Origin of the sequence: Balneola sp. EhC07 (genome assembly GCF_001650905.1) — a bacterium.
Taxonomy (GTDB): Bacteria; Bacteroidota; Rhodothermia; order Balneolales; family Balneolaceae; genus Balneola.
Genome location: NZ_LXYG01000001.1, coordinates 11,823 through 29,914, shown reverse-complemented (window position 1 = coordinate 29,914; position 18,092 = coordinate 11,823). Strand labels below are relative to the sequence as shown.

The 18,092-nt window shown below is 37.5% G+C and carries 10 protein-coding genes; 7 read left to right on the top strand and 3 right to left on the bottom strand.

Annotation, left to right across the window (positions count from 1 at the left end; translation table 11 throughout):
* Positions 1 to 9: 9 nt before the first annotated feature.
* Positions 10 to 1,803 (bottom strand): M3 family oligoendopeptidase, encoded by a 1,794-nt coding sequence (locus A8B79_RS00095; RefSeq protein WP_066216324.1) that lies wholly within the window; start codon positions 1,801 to 1,803, stop codon positions 10 to 12.
* 241 nt (positions 1,804 to 2,044) lie between these two features.
* Here A8B79_RS00095 and A8B79_RS00090 point away from each other — a divergent pair, with 241 nt between their 5' ends.
* The 4 genes from A8B79_RS00090 (at position 2,045) to A8B79_RS00075 (ending at position 11,151) form a co-directional block, all read left to right on the top strand.
* On the top strand, positions 2,045 to 3,085 hold the full coding sequence (locus tag A8B79_RS00090; protein WP_066216322.1) for a WD40/YVTN/BNR-like repeat-containing protein: 1,041 nt from the start codon (positions 2,045 to 2,047) through the stop codon (positions 3,083 to 3,085).
* A gap of 389 nt (positions 3,086 to 3,474) precedes the next feature.
* Positions 3,475 to 7,095, top strand: coding sequence for a multifunctional oxoglutarate decarboxylase/oxoglutarate dehydrogenase thiamine pyrophosphate-binding subunit/dihydrolipoyllysine-residue succinyltransferase subunit (locus A8B79_RS00085; protein WP_066216319.1), 3,621 nt, complete (start codon positions 3,475 to 3,477; stop codon positions 7,093 to 7,095).
* A 94-nt stretch (positions 7,096 to 7,189) separates the two neighbouring features.
* Positions 7,190 to 9,814 (top strand): DEAD/DEAH box helicase family protein, encoded by a 2,625-nt coding sequence (locus A8B79_RS00080; RefSeq protein ID WP_066216318.1) that lies wholly within the window; start codon positions 7,190 to 7,192, stop codon positions 9,812 to 9,814.
* Between the two features lie 116 nt (positions 9,815 to 9,930).
* Entirely contained in the window at positions 9,931 to 11,151 is a 1,221-nt protein-coding gene (locus A8B79_RS00075) for an aspartyl protease family protein (protein ID WP_066216315.1), read from the top strand.
* Between the two features lie 262 nt (positions 11,152 to 11,413).
* Here A8B79_RS00075 and A8B79_RS00070 read toward each other — a convergent pair whose 3' ends face one another.
* The gene (locus A8B79_RS00070; protein WP_066216312.1) at positions 11,414 to 14,017 is read right to left on the bottom strand and encodes a T9SS type A sorting domain-containing protein; all 2,604 of its coding nucleotides are present in this window, start codon (positions 14,015 to 14,017) and stop codon (positions 11,414 to 11,416) included.
* 137 nt (positions 14,018 to 14,154) lie between these two features.
* On the opposite strand from A8B79_RS00070, the gene A8B79_RS00065 reads away from it, so the two are divergent.
* Positions 14,155 to 14,562 (top strand): hypothetical protein, encoded by a 408-nt coding sequence (locus A8B79_RS00065; protein ID WP_161485116.1) that lies wholly within the window; start codon positions 14,155 to 14,157, stop codon positions 14,560 to 14,562.
* Between the two features lie 44 nt (positions 14,563 to 14,606).
* Here the strand turns inward: A8B79_RS00065 and A8B79_RS00060 are convergent, their stop codons facing one another.
* Entirely contained in the window at positions 14,607 to 15,305 is a 699-nt protein-coding gene (locus tag A8B79_RS00060) for a M23 family metallopeptidase (RefSeq protein WP_161485115.1), read from the bottom strand.
* Positions 15,306 to 15,415: 110 nt separating this feature from the next.
* Here A8B79_RS00060 and A8B79_RS00055 point away from each other — a divergent pair, with 110 nt between their 5' ends.
* Both A8B79_RS00055 and A8B79_RS00050 read left to right on the top strand, forming a co-directional pair.
* Positions 15,416 to 16,282: a TolB family protein gene (locus tag A8B79_RS00055; RefSeq protein WP_066216302.1), complete on the top strand. Its 867-nt coding sequence runs from the start codon at positions 15,416 to 15,418 to the stop codon at positions 16,280 to 16,282.
* Between the two features lie 114 nt (positions 16,283 to 16,396).
* The gene (locus tag A8B79_RS00050; protein WP_066216301.1) at positions 16,397 to 18,082 is read left to right on the top strand and encodes an amidohydrolase family protein; all 1,686 of its coding nucleotides are present in this window, start codon (positions 16,397 to 16,399) and stop codon (positions 18,080 to 18,082) included.
* Positions 18,083 to 18,092: the final 10 nt, after the last annotated feature.

The following is an 18,092-nucleotide window of genomic DNA, read 5'->3' as shown; positions in this document are numbered from 1 at the left end:
ATTTGTTTGTTATTTGTTTTTTGAGATTTGCTTATTCAACTCTTCTGCTTCTTCGATCATCATCTCAAGCGACTTCAACCCTTTGTTCCAAAAATTCGGATCAGTAATATCTAATCCCATTTTTGCCACTAATTCGTGTGGCCATTCTGATCCACCTGCGCTTAGCAGTTCCATATATTTATCAGCAAAGCCATCAGGGCGTTCTGTAAATTCCTGATACAAAGCCATCACCAACAACTCACCGAATGCATACGCATACACATAACCCGGAGTGTGTAAAAAATGAGGAATGTAGCTCCACCAGATCCCATACTCATCAGTTAAAGTAACCGAATCACCGTATAGTTTCTCTTGTTGCTCCATCCACAATTCTGAAAAACGCTCAGTTGTTAATTCGCCTTCTTCTCTTCGGGCAGTATGGATAGCATCTTCAAATCTGTTCATAGAGATCTGTCGGAATACCGTTGCGATAGTATCATCAATTTTACCGGTGATCAATGCCAGCTTTTCTTTTGGATCTTTGATCTCCTTCAGCAATTTCTGGAAAACCAACATCTCGCCAAAAACTGACGCCGTTTCCGCAGTAGTAAGCGGCGTTCCGGCCTGCAACGGACCTTGCTGTCTGGATAGATATTGATGAACTCCATGCCCTAATTCATGAGCCAATGTCTGAACATCTCTGATCTTCCCGTCAAAGTTCATAAATACATACGGATGCACCGATGGAACTGTACTTGCTGAATACGCTCCACCTCTTTTTCCCGGTTTTATAGCTGCATCGATCCAATTTTTCTCAAAGAACTTTGCGGTGATCTCCCCCATTTCAGGATGAAATTTTGTGTAAGCGTCTAACACCATTTCTTTGGCTTCATCCCACGAAATCGTTTCTTCATTTTGGATGATAGGAGCATAGCGATCGTAATCCTTCATTTCATCCAAACCAAGCAAGTCGGTTTTTAACTTGTAGTATCTTTGAACCAGATCGTAATTTGATGTAACTGCTTCAACTAAAGCTTCTACTGTCTCATCATCGGTTTCGTTGGCAAGATTTCTGGATGAAACCCAGCTTTTATAATTTCTGAAACGATCGTTGGTGGATTTATCAGCCAGAACGGTATTAAAGATAAAAGTCAGTGTTCTGCTCAGATCGTTAAATGTTTCTGATAGCGCGGCATGAGCTTTTTTCCTGATCTTTTGATCGCCTTCATGCAGTTTACTCAGAGCTTCCTGTTCAGTCAGCGATTCACCGTCAATATGAAATTCTGCAGCGCCGAGTGTTTCATCAAAGAAACGAACCCATGCACTTCTGCCGGTCACCGACTTTGCAGACATAATTTGTTCCTGTTGCTCTTCCAGAACATGCTTTTTGTAGCGTCTTGAAGAATCCAGATAATGAGAATAGAACGAAAGTTGAGGATCATTGATCAAAGCCTGTGCTTTTTTCTTATCCACTTTCAGCCATTCCACATCAAAGAAAACCAGTTTTTGACTAAGCTCAGAAGATAACTCATTCGACTCCTGCACTAACTTTCCGTAATCAGAATTTGACGTATTGGTACTCCATTGCAGATAAGCGAAAGATCCGATCTTCCCTCCTTTATCCTGAATTGCTTCGTATTCCTGAAGCAATTCTTTAAACTCAGCAGCTGAAAGTGAATCTATTTTACCCTTGTATTTATCAGCAAACTTATCAGCCGCTGCCAACACCTCTTTTTTATCTTTTTGTAATTGAGGATCGTCTGAAGATTTGTAAAGATCACTCAAGTCCCAGTTAATTTTTTCTGCGCCGTTTTCAGCCTTCATACAGGTATTTCTCAAAGATTAAATGTAAGCTTTGAATATAGCAGTTGTAGGATGGGAATTAAAGCCGATGTTAAACTAAATAATGAGTAGTTGTAATGAGATTTATTAGTCAAACAATTATTATAAAAAAATTGATAAATATCACCGTTATTTATTACCATCAATTAAAATGATAAATGTTAAATCAAATCTTATTATAATCTTAGTACTGTATTGCACATTTTTCAATGTGTCATGTTCTTTGATTAAAGAAGATTCACAACCAGGGTATTCCCATTGCACTGATCTCATTTCTCCTAATGAATGGACTTCTTTAGGCCTTTCCAGTTTAGAAGTTACTGCGATAGAGACCCACCCTAATAAATCAGATGTTATTTATGCAGGCACAAGTTCTGACTTTAGTACTGGAACTGAAGGACAGTTATTCAAAACAACTAATTGTGGTAAAAATTGGGAATTGCTTTTACAAGGAGGAAGTTTTAGAGAAATTCAGATAAATCCGAAAAACACGGATATAATTTATGTAACGAATGGTAATATTTATAAAAGTATAGATAACGGTAAAAATTGGGATATATCTAATGATGGAATAAATTTTAATGGAGGGGTAAGTGTATCTACAATACACTTAAATGCTAAAAACCCAGAAACTTTATACGCAGGCACTTCTGGGAATTTTAAAGGGAGTCTCTATAAAAGTCATAATGGCGGTAAAAACTGGTCTGAGATTCAAGGAATCGGCTTAAAGGAAAACTGGTTCAAAGCTGGTGTTTCTAGTATTAGTTTAAGTCCATTTGATTCTAATACTATTTATGTAGGAACAACAGCAAAAGGCGACATACTGCTTAGTTCGGATGGCGGAAATACTTGGAAAGAATCGGGTTTATTTGATACTGGCACAATTGTTCATTCCATTCTGATTAGCCCATTAAGAATACAAGATTCGATAATCAGCTTCGCAGGACTAAATAATAAAGGACTATACAGATCCCAAAATGATGGCCAAAACTGGAACCTAGTAACAAATGATTTTCTTTCTGATACTACCAGTATAGTAGAGATTGAGTATGATAATCACAAAAATTCTGTTCTAGTTATAACAACATATAATGACAGCGGAAATATATTTGAATATGATATTATCAATCAGGTTTGGAATCCTATTCCTTCCCCGATTATTAATCAAAGCTTTTATTATTCGAAGCTTAAAGTCTATAATATTAATAATACTTCTTATCAATACTTTGGAACGAACGGACTTTTTTTAAAAACAGAAGAATAAGTATGAAAGGCTTGGATGCAATTCCTTACAAACTTATTGTTTATTACATTAGTCAGAGTATAGAAGCAGAGCTTCCAGTGGGCGTTACGCACCGGAGGTACGGAACGAGAGCTAATGACAAAGATATTTGAACCGATCTACGGAATGAAAGCTGGTCAAAATTATCAATCTTAATCCACAGACTTAAGATATTATTATGGAAACTATTCCTTAAAAATCTTTGTGTTTACCTATGACGATAATCAACAGAAGAAATATCGTTTTTTAAGATTGTAATCCTTAATTTTAAGCGCTTTTTAAATTTTCTTCGATATCGAACAAATTATTTATCAGCATAAACAAACAGATTCATTTAGTTGCATACAAAATCCGCACGAGGTTAACACCCATTGAAATCTCTTGAAGCCGTCTTCGGTCCTAACTCTGCCCTGGTAGAAGAACTTTACGATCAGTATAAAGAAAACCCTAATTCAGTACCTGCGCATTGGCGAAACTTTTTCGATGAGCATGATGGCAAGTCAACCAATGGCTCCAAAGCTGAAAGCAGTGCTACTGCTGTTGAAACTCCTCCTCAGCCAAAAGCAAAACCGGCTCCAAAAAAACCGGAATCAGCTTCTGGCGCTCCGAAAAATGCTGAGCTGGAAAAAATTAAAGGCGTAGCTACAAAGATCGTTGAGAATATGGATCTCAGTTTAGAGGTTCCAACAGCTACTTCTTTGAGAGTGCTTCCTGTAAAAATGATGATCGAAGACAGAACCATCATCAACACGCATTTGCTTCAGCGCAATGAACCGAAAGCGTCTTTTACTCATTTTATTGCATGGGCTATTATCAAAGCCCTGGACGAATTTCCATCTGTAAATAATGCTTACCATTTTGATGGTGACAATCATTTTAAAGTTGTTCCGGATCAGGTAAATCTTGGAATTGCGATCGATCTTCCTAATAAAGACGGTACCAGAAATCTTGTAGTTCCTAATCTTAAAGGCGTAAATAAAATGAACTTCAAGGAGTTCCTGCACGCCTACGCCGAATTGATCAACAAAGCCAGAAACGGCAAACTGAAAATTGACGATTATCAGGGAACAACGATAAGTATCACAAATCCCGGGACTATCGGAACCGTTTCTTCTGTTCCAAGATTGATGCAGGGACAAGGTGCAATTATTGCAACCGGTGCTATCGACTACCCTGCTGAATATCAGTCCATGTCGAAAGAAATACTGAACCAACTTGGAATCAGTAAAGTAATGACGGTGACTTGTACATACGATCACCGCGTGATTCAGGGAGCCGAATCCGGTTCGTTCCTGAAAAAGATCAATGATCTACTTACAGGACAGGAAAATTTTTATGAAGAAATTTTCAGCGATCTTGAAATTCCTTACGAGCCGATTCCTTATTCGACGGATACTTACTCAGGTCCGTTTGGCGGAAAATCTGACTCTCTGGAATATGACAGACGTGCCATCGGTGTTTGGAGATTGATCAATATGTACCGCATGCGTGGTCATGTTCTTTCTGATCTTGATCCGCTTGGTAAAGACCCTAAATATGTTCCGGAATTGGATCTGGAATATTATGGACTTTCATTATGGGATCTGGATCGTGAATTTTATTGTGGTGGATTCGGTGGCAAAGAAAAAGCTCCTCTTCGCGAGATCGTAAAACTTCTGCGTGATACTTATTGCGGAAACATTGGTGCGGATTATATGCACTTGCTTGATCTGGAAGAGCGTCGCTGGTTAAGAAACACAATGGAATCCAGCGCCAATAAAGCTGATCTTAATAAGGATGATAAAAAACAGATTCTGCACAAGCTGAATCAGGCAATGGCTTTTGAAGAGTTTCTTCATAAAAAGTACATCGGTCACAAGCGGTTTTCATTAGAAGGCGCCGACACGCTGATCCCAATGATTCATTTTATGCTGAACCGCTCTGCTGAAAGTGGTATTGAGAAAGCATTTTTCGGAATGGCTCACCGTGGAAGATTGAATATGTTGGTGAACATCTTGAACAAACCGTACCACAGAGTATTCGCTGAATTTGAAGGCAGTGTGGATCCGGATTCTATTCAGGGATCAGGCGATGTTAAATATCACCTGGGAACAAAAGGCGTTCACAAAGCTGGAGAAGGCAAAGAAGTTCAACTGGAACTAATGCCAAACCCAAGCCACCTGGAAGCAGTTGACCCTGTGGTTGAAGGTGCTGTAAGAGCGATGCAGGATCACTATGATGGCGATGACGCTGAGAAGAAGATCTTACCGGTTCTTATGCATGGTGACGCAGCATTTGCAGGACAAGGTGTTGTTCCTGAAACATTAAATATGTCTCAACTGGAAGGATATAAAACGGGCGGAACTGTTCATATTATCATCAACAACCAAATTGGATTTACTACTCTTCCAAAAGACGGACGTTCTACTGAGTATGCTTCTGATCTGGCCAAGATGATCTTAGCTCCGATCTTCCATGTAAACGGTGATAAGCCGGAAGCTGCGGTTCATGCTATTCAAATGGCTGTTGATTACCGACAGAAGTTCGGAAAAGATGTGATCATTGATTTGATCGGATACAGAAAACATGGCCATAATGAAGGTGACGAACCTGCATTTACACAACCGGGCATGTATAAAGAAATTAACGACCAGCCTCCGGTAAGAGATCTTTACACTCAGTTCTTAGTGAAAAACGGCGAGCTCACAGAAGATGAGACACAGGAGATCTTTGATGAATTTGATAAACTTCTTCTGGAAGCTTTTGAAGATGCCAAAAAATCACCGAATGTAGATATCACCGAAGATATTTTCGATCGTACCGAAACAGATCAGAAAAACCGTACCAAGTTTCCTGACACCACTTATTCTGTGGATGAGTTAAAAGACATTGCGGTTAAAATTAATACTGTTCCCAAAGACTTTGACGCAAATCCGAAGCTTCTGAAACAATTAGCGAAACGGGCAGATATTGTTGAGAAGAATGAAAAGAAAATTGATTGGGGTTTTGCTGAAGCACTTTCATTTGGTTCCATTCTGAAATCCGGAAGAACTATTCGTATTACCGGTCAGGATGTGGAAAGAGGAACTTTCTCACATCGTCATTCTGTATTACACGGAACTGAAACAAACCAGACTTTCACCCCATTAAATAACCTGTCTGATGATCAGGGATATTTCCATGTTCACAACAGTTTATTAAGTGAATATGCCGCAATGGGTTTTGAATTCGGTTACAGTGCTCAGGAAAAAGATGCACTTGTTATATGGGAAGCTCAGTTTGGTGATTTTGTGAACGGTGCTCAGATTATTATTGATCAGTTCCTTTCATCAAGCGAAGCCAAATGGGGACAAACCACTTCATTGGTTTTAAATCTCCCTCATGGATATGAAGGTCAGGGACCGGAACATTCATCGGCAAGATTGGAGCGTTTTCTTCAGCTTTGTGCCGAAGATAACATGCAGGTCATGAATCTGACCACTCCGGCTCAGTATTTCCATATGTTGAGAAAGCAAACATTCCAGGAAGCAAAAAAGCCGACTGTCCTTATGACACCAAAAAGCTTGCTTCGTCACCCGATGGCAACTTCAAATACACAGGAGTTGGCGGAAGGAAAATTCCAACCATTTATTTCTGATACTGAAGTTACCGATGCTGAACGCTTAGTTATCTGCTCCGGAAAAGTGTATTACGATCTGCTTAAATATCGTAAGGAAAATGACATTAAAGACGTAGCTATTGCACGTCTGGAACAGTTCTATCCTTTCCCTGATGATGATATATCGGAGCAGCTGAAAACTTTTAAAAATGTGAAAGAAATCGTTTGGTGTCAGGAAGAACCTAAAAATATGGGGGCATGGTCATTTGTAGCTCCTCGTTTTGTAGAGCTTCTTGAAAAAGGACAAACTCTTACATATGCTGGACGTCAGGCTTCTGCATCTCCTGCAGCCGGACAAAAGAAAATACATGAAGCTGAGCAAAATGCTTTAGTTGAAGATGCACTGAAGAGATAGCAACTCAGATCATGTTAAATATTAAAGCCCGATAATTAATTTTATCGGGCTTTTATTTTATGAAATAGGTAGTTAGGTTCGAAATTAAAAAATTGTGACGGAATTCCCATCAGATATTCGATTCAAGTTTCCATGGAGGGGTTATCAGGAAAGGGTTTTAAAAGAATTAGATTATCATTTAGGTGATAATAAATTACACGTTATTGCTCCTCCGGGTTCGGGAAAAACTGTATTAGGGCTAGAGGTAGCAAAACGGCTAAATCAACCTGTACTGATACTTAGCCCTACCCTCGCAGTCAAAGATCAATGGATACAACGTTTTTGCGAATTATTTCTACAAACAAATGTAAGACCTGATTGGATCTCAGATGATATCAAAAAGCCAGAATTTTTTACGGTTTCAACTTATCAATCTCTTATCTCACTTGATGAAAGCGATCTGCAAAAGCTAAAAAACAAAAACATAAAAACCATTCTCGCCGATGAAGCACACCACCTTCGGAATGAGTGGTGGAGAAGACTAACTGACCTTTGTGATTATCTTAACCCAACCGTGGTTGGGCTTACAGCAACGCCACCTTATGACGTATCATATTCTGAATGGAAACGATACTCTGATTTTAATGGCCCTGTTGATGCTGAAATCTCAGTTCCTGAACTCGTTCAGTCCGGAGAGCTTTGTCCTCATCAGGATCTTGTGATGCTTTCTTCGCCTACTGATCAAGAACTTGCTACTATTTATACATTCAGAAAAGGAAGCCATGCAATCTATCACAAAATAAAGAGTGACGATTATTTTAAACAAATTGCTCAAGGTCATCCTTTCTTCCAAAACCCTGATGAAAACTTAGAAAGTATTTATTCAAGTCCTCGAAATTATGCAGCTCTTTTGGTCTTTCTTAATGAAGCCGGAATAGAAATTCCTGAAAACCATAAAGAAATTATTGGAAATTCGGGAGTTGAAGTACCAAAACTGGATGAGTTTTGGTTTCAAATACTTTTGGAGTTTTTTATTCAAAATCAGCAACATTATTTCACTCCTTTTCAAGAGTATCTTCATCAACTTGAAAAAGATTTAAGGAAGTTCGGATTACTCAAAAATAATAGGGTAAGATTCTCTAAAAGTAAGGAGATCAGAAACGGGCTTATAAAAAGTATAAATAAATTAGGCTCGATTGATAGGATTGTAGAGATTGAACATGCTGCCCTTAAGAATGACCTTAGATTAGTTATACTTACTGATTATATACGCAAAGAAATAGTTCAGCAACACGGCACCCTTATCGACAGCATTGGTGTAGCTCCGATTTTTGAATTTTTGCGAAGAAAAAATCCCAGCTATAAAATGGGAATACTAACAGGTAGTTTAATTGTATTACCTGAAGAGTCTACAGAAATTTTGAAGAATATTATCCCTGATCGATTCTTAAAGGATCTAAAAACCAAGCCGTTCCAAATTGATAATTCATATAGACAAATTGAGGTGTCGGGAAATTTAAGTGGTCGGATTATTCATTACATCACTGATCTTTTTAAAATGGGAGGTTTAAATGTACTTGTTGGAACAAAGTCGCTCTTAGGTGAAGGTTGGGATGCTCCTTTTTTGAATACTTTAATTCTGGCTACTATGGTTGGGTCTTTTGTTTCATCAAATCAACTTCGAGGAAGAGTGATCAGAACAGACCCTTCCAATCCTTCGAAGACCGGAAATATTTGGCACTTAAGTACTATTGATCCCTCTGTTAAAAATGGTGGTTACGACGTAAAGCTTTTAGAGCGTCGGTTCGAATCTTTCCTGGGACTCTCATTAAACACCCAAGACTCTATAGAAAATGGCTTGAATCGCCTCAATATCCCGAAAGGGCTTATAAATGTTAAAAAAATAGAGGCGTTCAATGACCGATCTGTTGGGTTGGCGTTGAACAGAAATGTAACCAGCGAAAGATGGATGCAAGCTATAAGATCCGGGGATCAACTTGTCAAAGAAGTAAAAATTCCATTCCCTTCAAACAAAGAACATTCAAAGCTTAAGTCATTACATTTAACCAGAACTATTGGGTACTCTTTTGGAGCTTTCTTAACAGCCTTTACTGGTTTTTTCTTTGACAATTTTTGGAGTCTCTTACAAGCTTTTGCTACCTCTAATACTAAATCTCACTTTTATGATTGGGTACTTATTACAACAGTAATTCTGTTCTGTATTTTTAGTGTCGGCTTATTTAAACATCTTAGAGCACTTATCAAATATCGCGACATTTCTAAAGATATAAAGAATATCTCCATTGCACTTTTAAACACTTTATTGGAACTCAAAATCATAAACAGCCCTGTTTCAAAAACTGATATTAAAGTCGAAATGCTTTCAGATGGCTCTGTTATTTGTCATCTAGAAGGCTGCTCAGATTCTGAGAAAAATACCTTTATAGATATGTTAACTGAGATAGTAAATCCGATTGAAAATCCCCGATATATAATTATAAGAAAATTTACTCTGTGGAAACTTTATACCCAAAGGGATTATCATGCGGTACCTGAGTTTCTGTCGAAAAATAAAACACGGGCTTCCCTTTTCTCTAAAAACTGGGATAGGTTTGTTGGAAACAATAAATTGGTATTCATTAGAAATTATGAAGGTAGAAAGCTTCTATTAAAAGCCAGATTCAACTCCCTTTCTTCTGAATTTGAAAACACTCCAAAAACGATTCGAAGATGGACTTAAATTAGAATGAGATTTATATTCTAGTTTAAGCCCGATAATTAATTTTATCGGGCTTTTTTATTTACCATACCCGACTACTAAATTTTCCGAAACTCTGAACTTTATTTTTCGTTTCTATGGCTATGAAAGCAAAAAATTTAATCTATAGTATCAGTACCGGCCTACTTTTCCTTCTTATAATCTCATCCTGCAATTATATATCGAATGTTCATTTACTATCCAGAGGAAGTGTTGAACAAAGTAATTTTCTTGAATCTATTGATTTTGAAAACCGACATGGTCTGATTGTTGTTAAAGGGTTCGTGAATGAACATGATGATACATTAGAATTTATATTCGATACAGGAGCATTCGACAATAAAATCACTCAAAGTTGGGCAGATGATTACAAGCTAAAGGAAAGAGCTACTAAAGATAAGTCTGACTCTCAAGGTAATTCGAATGAGATCTCAATGACTTTGATTGATCAGATATCATTAGGTAATGTTGACTTCAAAAACACTGCAGCAGGCATTATCGAGTTCCCTAAAAATTCACTATCCCCATGTATTGCAGCTGATGGAATTATTGGAGCAAATCTAATTCGTGAAGCAAACTGGAAGATCGACTTCGTAAATAATAAGATCTGGATCACAGATGATTTTTCCAGATTTGATGAATTAGATACAAAGAACATACCCGCTATTAAGTTCAAAAAGCCATTGTTATCAGGAACACCAAAAATTGATATTTCAGTAAATGGACAAGAATTAGGGAATATCCTTTTTGATCTGGGTTCGAACGGAAGCGTGGATTTACCTTTATCATTGAAAAACACAATTTTTGAAGCTCAAACCACACAATGGGATACTACTTTAGACAATTCATCTTCAGGAATATGGGGTACTAATTTTGATTCCGTTTTCTCCGTACAGTCAGACATTAAACTTAACGGCTATGAGTCTACTAATGCAGATGTTAATTTTGCTGAAAAAGGTTTCCCAAAAGTAGGTAATGATGTTTGGGAAAAATATGATATATACATGAACTATGATAAAAAGCGTATTTATCTTAAACCAAATGCCCGGTTTAATTCTTCAACCAAAAAACAAGATTTCGGTTTTATCCCGTACTATCATTCTGATAATGTTTGGACGGTAGAAAACTTAGTATTGGGATCACCTGCTCATAGATCCGGTATAAAATTTGGAGACACGATCACTAAGATAGATGGTAAAACTCCGGATCAATTCTATTCTTCATTTTGTGGATACTTCGACTGGGTTACAACTTATTTAAAAGATAAAACCAGTATTCAGATTGAAACAAGAGACTCTGTAATTGAGATTGAAAAGTAGTTTTATTCTCTTCTTGACTCTCCCCTAACGTCATGTACTGTCTTTGGAAAAGATCAGAGAATGATGAGAATATATTCAATTGGAGAACTGGCTAAGGCGTCCGAGGGTTTTCAATTAGAACTCTTAGATATTATGATAAGACAAAGCTTATTGAACGAGCTAAGTATAACTAAAGTAATCAACAACCAACGCCAATTATCCAATCACCAAGTTAAATAATTAATTGGTAATTGGATGTTGGATATTCTTATTGGATTCAGTTCTATTTAATAAGAACCATTTTCTTGGTAAGATTCGCTCCTGTTGCTGTTTCCAGTCTATAAATGTACACACCGGATGCCAGTGAGCTTGCATCAAACCTAACTTCCTGTGCACCGGCTGCCTGTCTTCCATTAACCAATGTAGCAACTTTTCTTCCTGTGATATCATACACACTCAAACTTACATTTGTTGAAGAATCCAATGTGTAACTAATTGTTGTGCTTGGATTGAAAGGATTTGGATAGTTTTGATTCAGAGAAATAGTAGTTGGACTTTCAAGAATCTCATCTTCGTTACTTGTAAGAACTCCGAATTTAAATCGCATCCAAACAGGAAAGTGATCAGATGTTTCACTTAGGAAACTTCCAACATAAAATGGATTCTCAACGCGTTCTGTACCTTCAAAATATTCATCTGAAAGTTCTGAACTAAATGTAATGTGATCGATCATTGAAGTACTGGATCTTGAAGTAAATCCATTTTCTTCCAGCACTTTAGTTACGATGGTGTATTCAGAATCATCATCAAAATTCTTATAAGGAGAAGCATTGCTGTTTACGATTGACTCAACGATTTCGTCATTATAATCTCCCAAAAAGATCACATTCTTATCAGCAAAATTTCTATCCAGATATTCTTTCATTTCTCCTGAAGCAACCAATCTTTGATTGTAATCCGAAGACGGATCATTAACTGTGGCTTTTGCGTGAATATTGAATGCATAAATCTCTTGTTGCTCATTATTTATATCGGCCATAAATCTGAACATTAATGGGTAACGACCATTTGCCCAGTTAGACTGAGTGAACCCATCACTTGAACTTAGCGTGGCGCTTTCTAGTGAATCAATTGTAGAACGCTTAAACAAATATGCAGTTTCCTGAGTTTGTGAGAAACTTGCAAGAAATCCGCCATAACCTTCCAAGCTATCAACCAAAGCATTAAATCTGTTAGGGCTTGAAATTTCCTGAAGAGCGTAAATATCTGCATCAATGGTTTCAACTACAGTGATCACATTTCGTAATTGCAGATCATCATCATCAGGTCCGTTTCCGGCATCACCAAACCACTCAACATTCCAGGTAACTATATCCAGAGTCTGATCTTTTGAAACTTCATCTCCCGGATAACTTACTTCTTCAACACCCATGTCTTCAGTGAATCTCGGTAGCAGTTGATAAGTCCCACCAAACTGTCCTATAACACCAATTATATTTGCGGGTTCGGTTGGGGCAATAGCATCTACAAGATTTGTATTGTTATCTATTCTCATTTCAGCAGTTCCTATACCATCGGCAATAGCATAATTCTGGTTACCCTGAAAAGCACCGGAGTGATCAATGGTTACATTTTGAACAACTACTAACTGACCTTCGTTAGCTTCCATATTAAGTTGCTCAAGATTTACAATTCTTGGTGTTACATCCACTTTCTCTACATCAAATACTTCGTAGACAATGTTATCATCTTCCTCTGTATCTGAGATCTGAAGTAAAAAGTCTTCATCTGCTCCCGGAACACCTCCTTTGAATACCGTAAGTGGTCCGGATACCTGAATAGAATCTCCGATCTCAGCTGCTAAATGTAGTGGCTGCCAAAAAACGGCGATACCTGCTGTTGCATCCTGCATGTATAGCGGTCCACCAAACTGATTCGCTACGGTAACACGTCCTGCAACAGTCACTCTAGTTCCAAGCGGAAGTTGACGTGCATCCACTATAGAAATCACATCTCCATCTGCAAAACCTTCTCCACTCAGAGTAAGAGAAAAACTTGAAGCATTATCTGCATTACTGGTAATGGTAATGTTTCCCTGAAATGTACCATCACTGGTTGGCTCAAAAGTCAAAGTAAGATCTGTGGTTTCGTTAAATGCTAATGTACTGTCAGAAAGAGTTGATGATGAAAAACCTTCACCTGTCACTGTTACATCAGAAATAACAAGGTCAGGGTTTCCTGTATTTTTGATTTCCATTGTTTTGGTAAGCTGTTTTCCTTCAAGTGTGGAACCAAAAGAAATCATATCAGAGTTATTCGCTGTGGCATTATCCACTAAAACACTGATAGTTGCTTCTGCAGATGCTTCTACATAGTCAGTTATTCTTATATCATCAATATTCATTCTGTCTGTTCCGGCCGACTGTATGAATTTAAATCGGATATTTCCTTCTACCTCTACAGCAATAGTATACTCAGTGAGTTCTGCGGGTGCGATAATTACATCACCTACATTGGTCCAACTTGAACCTGAATCTGTTGAATACTGAACCTGAAGCGCTGCATCTTCAGAGTTATTTCCATAATGAGCGAGAAGGAAAGAAACTTCATCAGCACCATTTGGTTTATCGAATTGCATGAAGATGTTTCCCATCTTGCCATCTCTTCTATCCATCCTCACACTCTGAGAACCATTGAATTTATCGTTGCTTAAACTTCCTAAAAGCGCATCGTCTAAAAACCAGTTTCCTGTGGAAAGTGTTACAGAAGCGCCTGTATAACCGGCTTTTTCTCCACTATCAAAGTTCTCAAAGAACTGTGCTTGACTTAAAGAGGTTAATAATAAAGTTAGAAACAGAAGTGAAAATGAATAGCGTAGTAATTTCATATAAATTTTAAATGTGTATTGAAAACAGACTTAAAGATACCATTCTCATATTAACTCTGCGTAAAAATTAATGAATTAAAATATGAAGCTTAGTTTCTTTAACTTCGCTTATGAATTGTTCTCAGATTTTAATTTCCTTGTTTATTTCTGCAACCCTATGTGTCAGTTGCACCTCCACTACTCAAAAAGTACCAGATTATCTGGTTGGTTCTTTTCAAGATGACTACAATATTGAATACGAACTAACTGAAAAACTATTTTTTCAGAAACCAGGAACCAGATTCCATATCCTTAAGTGGAATATTGATGATCAGTATTTTATAGCCCGAAATGATTCTCTTAATTCATATAATCCGAATTTATACTCTCGGATAGATTGGGTAAAGTTTGAAGAAATGCAGCCATTCGAGTGGGGATTCTGTTTAACTGCTTATAAAGCTGCTACTCCTGATTCAGCTGAGATTGCTGCTGTACCGGATCGAAATAATCCTAAAACAGGCTGTAACGGTTATCCCTTTTCCAGAATGAAACCAAGTACAAAGTAGTTTGGATCCTCTTTCGAATTACTTTTTAAACTTATCCTGACCTTCTACAATCCCTGAAATAAGTTTTTGTTAAGCTGTATTGAATCTTCTTTAACAAACTTAAATGGAGATGCAAAGGCTTCTTTCGGAGAACTCTCAGAAGATCTGTATAAACCTCCGCCGGTTTCCAGAATTTCAACAGCTTTTAAAGATTCGTTTGCGGGCCCCTCATATATATATCCGTAAATATTTCTGTAAAGAACTACATGGACATGACATCCTGTTGAATTTCCTGTGCTTCCAATTTTACCGATCAAATCTCCTTCATTTACATATTCTCCTTTAAAAGCTTCTAAAATTTCAAAATGAGCTGCCCTGAGTGCGAAAGTTGAATCTCTATCAGACTGAATGATCACCTGATTTCCATATCCCGTAAGTAAATGATTTGGGACTTCTGTTACAGTAGAATAGATCACCTTCCCTGAAAAAGGGGCTCTGAACGGCTGCCCGAAGCATTCTGATTCGATAGGCAAAGAATAGTCTATTGCAAAATGATCCGATCCATTATGAGTAGCTTCTCCATGTCCTCTGGTTATCAGCCACCCTTCAACTTCTGTAAAAGGCCATTTAATTATTGATAATTCAGGTGGTACAAAGGTGTCTAACCCCATTGAACCTGTTCTATTTATACTGGAATCATCCGAACAACTGATCAATAAAAAGATCACCGATAAAGTATAAAGCAATATATTTCGTACGCTCATTCTCATTCAGGAGGTTATATTATTTCACCAAAGTTTGTTATAGATTCCTTTTAAATATATTCTATAATAATAAATTAGAAAACATCTAAGCATCCAAATAAACCAATTGTATGAAGAAAGTTGCTCTATTTTTATTCATTGCATTACATCCCTTTTTTTCCTTTGCGCAAAACAGCACTGAGATCTATTTGTTTGAATTCACCTATAAAAACAACGGTTATCAACTGAATAACCCCATCAATGTTTCAGATAATGAAGGTTATGATAACCAACCTTCATTTACAGAAGATGGAAAATCATTGCTTTATGCTTCAACCAGAAACGAACAAACAGATATTCTGTGGTATGATATTGAATCCGGTTCAAAAAGATGGATTACAAATACTCCCGGTGGAGAATACTCTCCTGTTTTAATGCCTGATGGAGAACATATTTCTGCTGTTCGGCTTGACCCGGATGGTCTTCAGTTGTTATATAAATATTCAATTAAAGATGGCTCGTCAGAGGTATTGATTCCAAATTTAAAGATTGGATACTATTCATGGTTTTTAACTTCGCGTATTGTTGCTTTTGTACTTGGTGAGCCTGCTACACTTCAGGAAATTGATCTGTCACATAACGAAATTGTTGCTGTAGATGAAAACCCTGGTCGCTCCATACACTATATTCCGGCCACAAAAAGGTATAGTTATATTGATAAATCAGATCCCGATAATTGGAAAATAATGAAAGCTGTTCCAAATAATTCAGAATGGACTGAAGAGATCACCTCAACTCTTCCAGGAGCTGAAGATATGGTTTGGTTAAATATGCACACCATATTGATGGGTAAAGATGATAAACTCTATTATTTTGATACCCACTCAGAATCCACTACTTGGAAACTATTTGCTGATCTTTCAGAATTTGGTCTTTCAGGAATTACGCGTCTGGCTAAAAACAGGAATAAAATAGCCGTAGTTGTAAACGGGAAATAGCTCCCTTCTATTTTTTAAACACATTTTTACTTATTTGACTGTCGAATATTTAGCTAGTACGGTTTCAATAAGATATATTAGCCTCAACCTATAAAACTAACTAAAATCTCTAGAATGAAAATACTACGAAAAACACTTTTTCGTCTGTTGTTCATTCTTCCTTTAATAGGATTTACCAGCAATATAAAAGCTCAAAGTGATCCTACCGGTGAATCACCGGCAACTCGCACTTATGCGATCACAAATGCTACGATTGTTCAAGCTCCGGGTAAATTAATGGAAGAAGGTACTATTGTAATTACAGACGGGTTGATTACAGCTGTTGGAAAAAACGTAAATATCCCTGTTACTGCTGAAGTTATTGACGGAACAGATATGTTTGTCTATCCGGGCTTTATTGACGGAATGTCCAATACGGGAGCTGAAAGACCTGCAAATCCGGAACGACCGGACAATTTATTCACTCCGGACCCTCCAAATTACTATGCCGGTATTACTCCTGAAAATCAGGTGGTCGACCAGATCAAAGTGGACGAAAACAGTATTGAAGCTATGAGGAAAGTTGGTTTCACAATTTCACATACTGTGCCCTATGGCAGAATGCTTCCTGGTTCAGGCGCTTTAATACTTCTCAGAGATGCTGACCATCCGGATAAATTGATCCTAACCGAAGGATCTTCACTTTATTCACAATTTTCGGGTGCTCCCGGTGCTTATCCCGGAAATACGTTGGGGATTATGGCAAAATTCAGAAACCTCTACAAAAATGCGGAGCTTTCTAAAAACCATTCAGAATTATATGCTTCAAATCCTGAAGGGGTCGCTCGTCCAACCAGAGACAGAGTTTCAGAAGCTTTCTACCCTGTGATAGAAAAAAGACAATCTATTTTTTATAACGCATCAAATTCTTTGGAAGCCAGAAGAGCTATGCGATTACAAAAAGAACTAGGTTTCAATTTAGTACTAGGAAATCTTCAGGAAGGCTGGGATTTAGCAGACGAAATTAAAAGTACTAATACAAAAGTATTTATGTCGTTGGAGCTTCCAAAAGAACCCAAAAGCAGCAAAGAAGAAGACAAATCAGACGAAGTAAAAAGATTGGAAGAGAGACGTATGGAGTTTTATAAAAAGTATATATCTCAATATGCCGAACTTCAAAACGCCGGAATAAAATTCGGGTTTTCTTCTATTGATGCTCGATCAAGCCAGTTAAAAGATAATTTACTTACAATTATCGAAAACGGTTTAAGCGAAGATCAAGCTCTCGCTGCATTAACCACAAATTCTGCTGAGCTACTTGGAATAAGTAAAATTGCCGGGACTTTAGATGAAGGCAAGATCGGTAACTTAATTGTCTCCAAAGGTCCTTATTTCGAGAAAAAATCTCAGATCAAATACGTTTTTGTTGATGGAGAAAAGCATGAATATGACGTTAAAGATGGTTCAAAAGTAAAAGAAGGTGACGAAACTCCTGTTGCTGATCTGGATGCTATTTTAGGAGCCTGGAATTACGAATTCACCACTCCTCAAGGAACTCAAACAGGGAAATTCATTTTTACGAATGAGTCCGATATCCTATCAGGAACTATGACAAGCTCAGATGGAACTCCTGATACAGACCTTCAAAACATAAGTTTTTTAAATGGAGAACTTAGCTTTGATTTTTCTATCGATGCCGGCGGACAATCCGTAGACATTGTAGTAGTTGGTGTGGTAGATGGAAATAATTATGAAGCTGAAGCGAGTGTAGCTGCTTTCAATTTTACTTTCCCAATTCAAGCAACAAAAGATGAGGCTTAAAATGAGATTA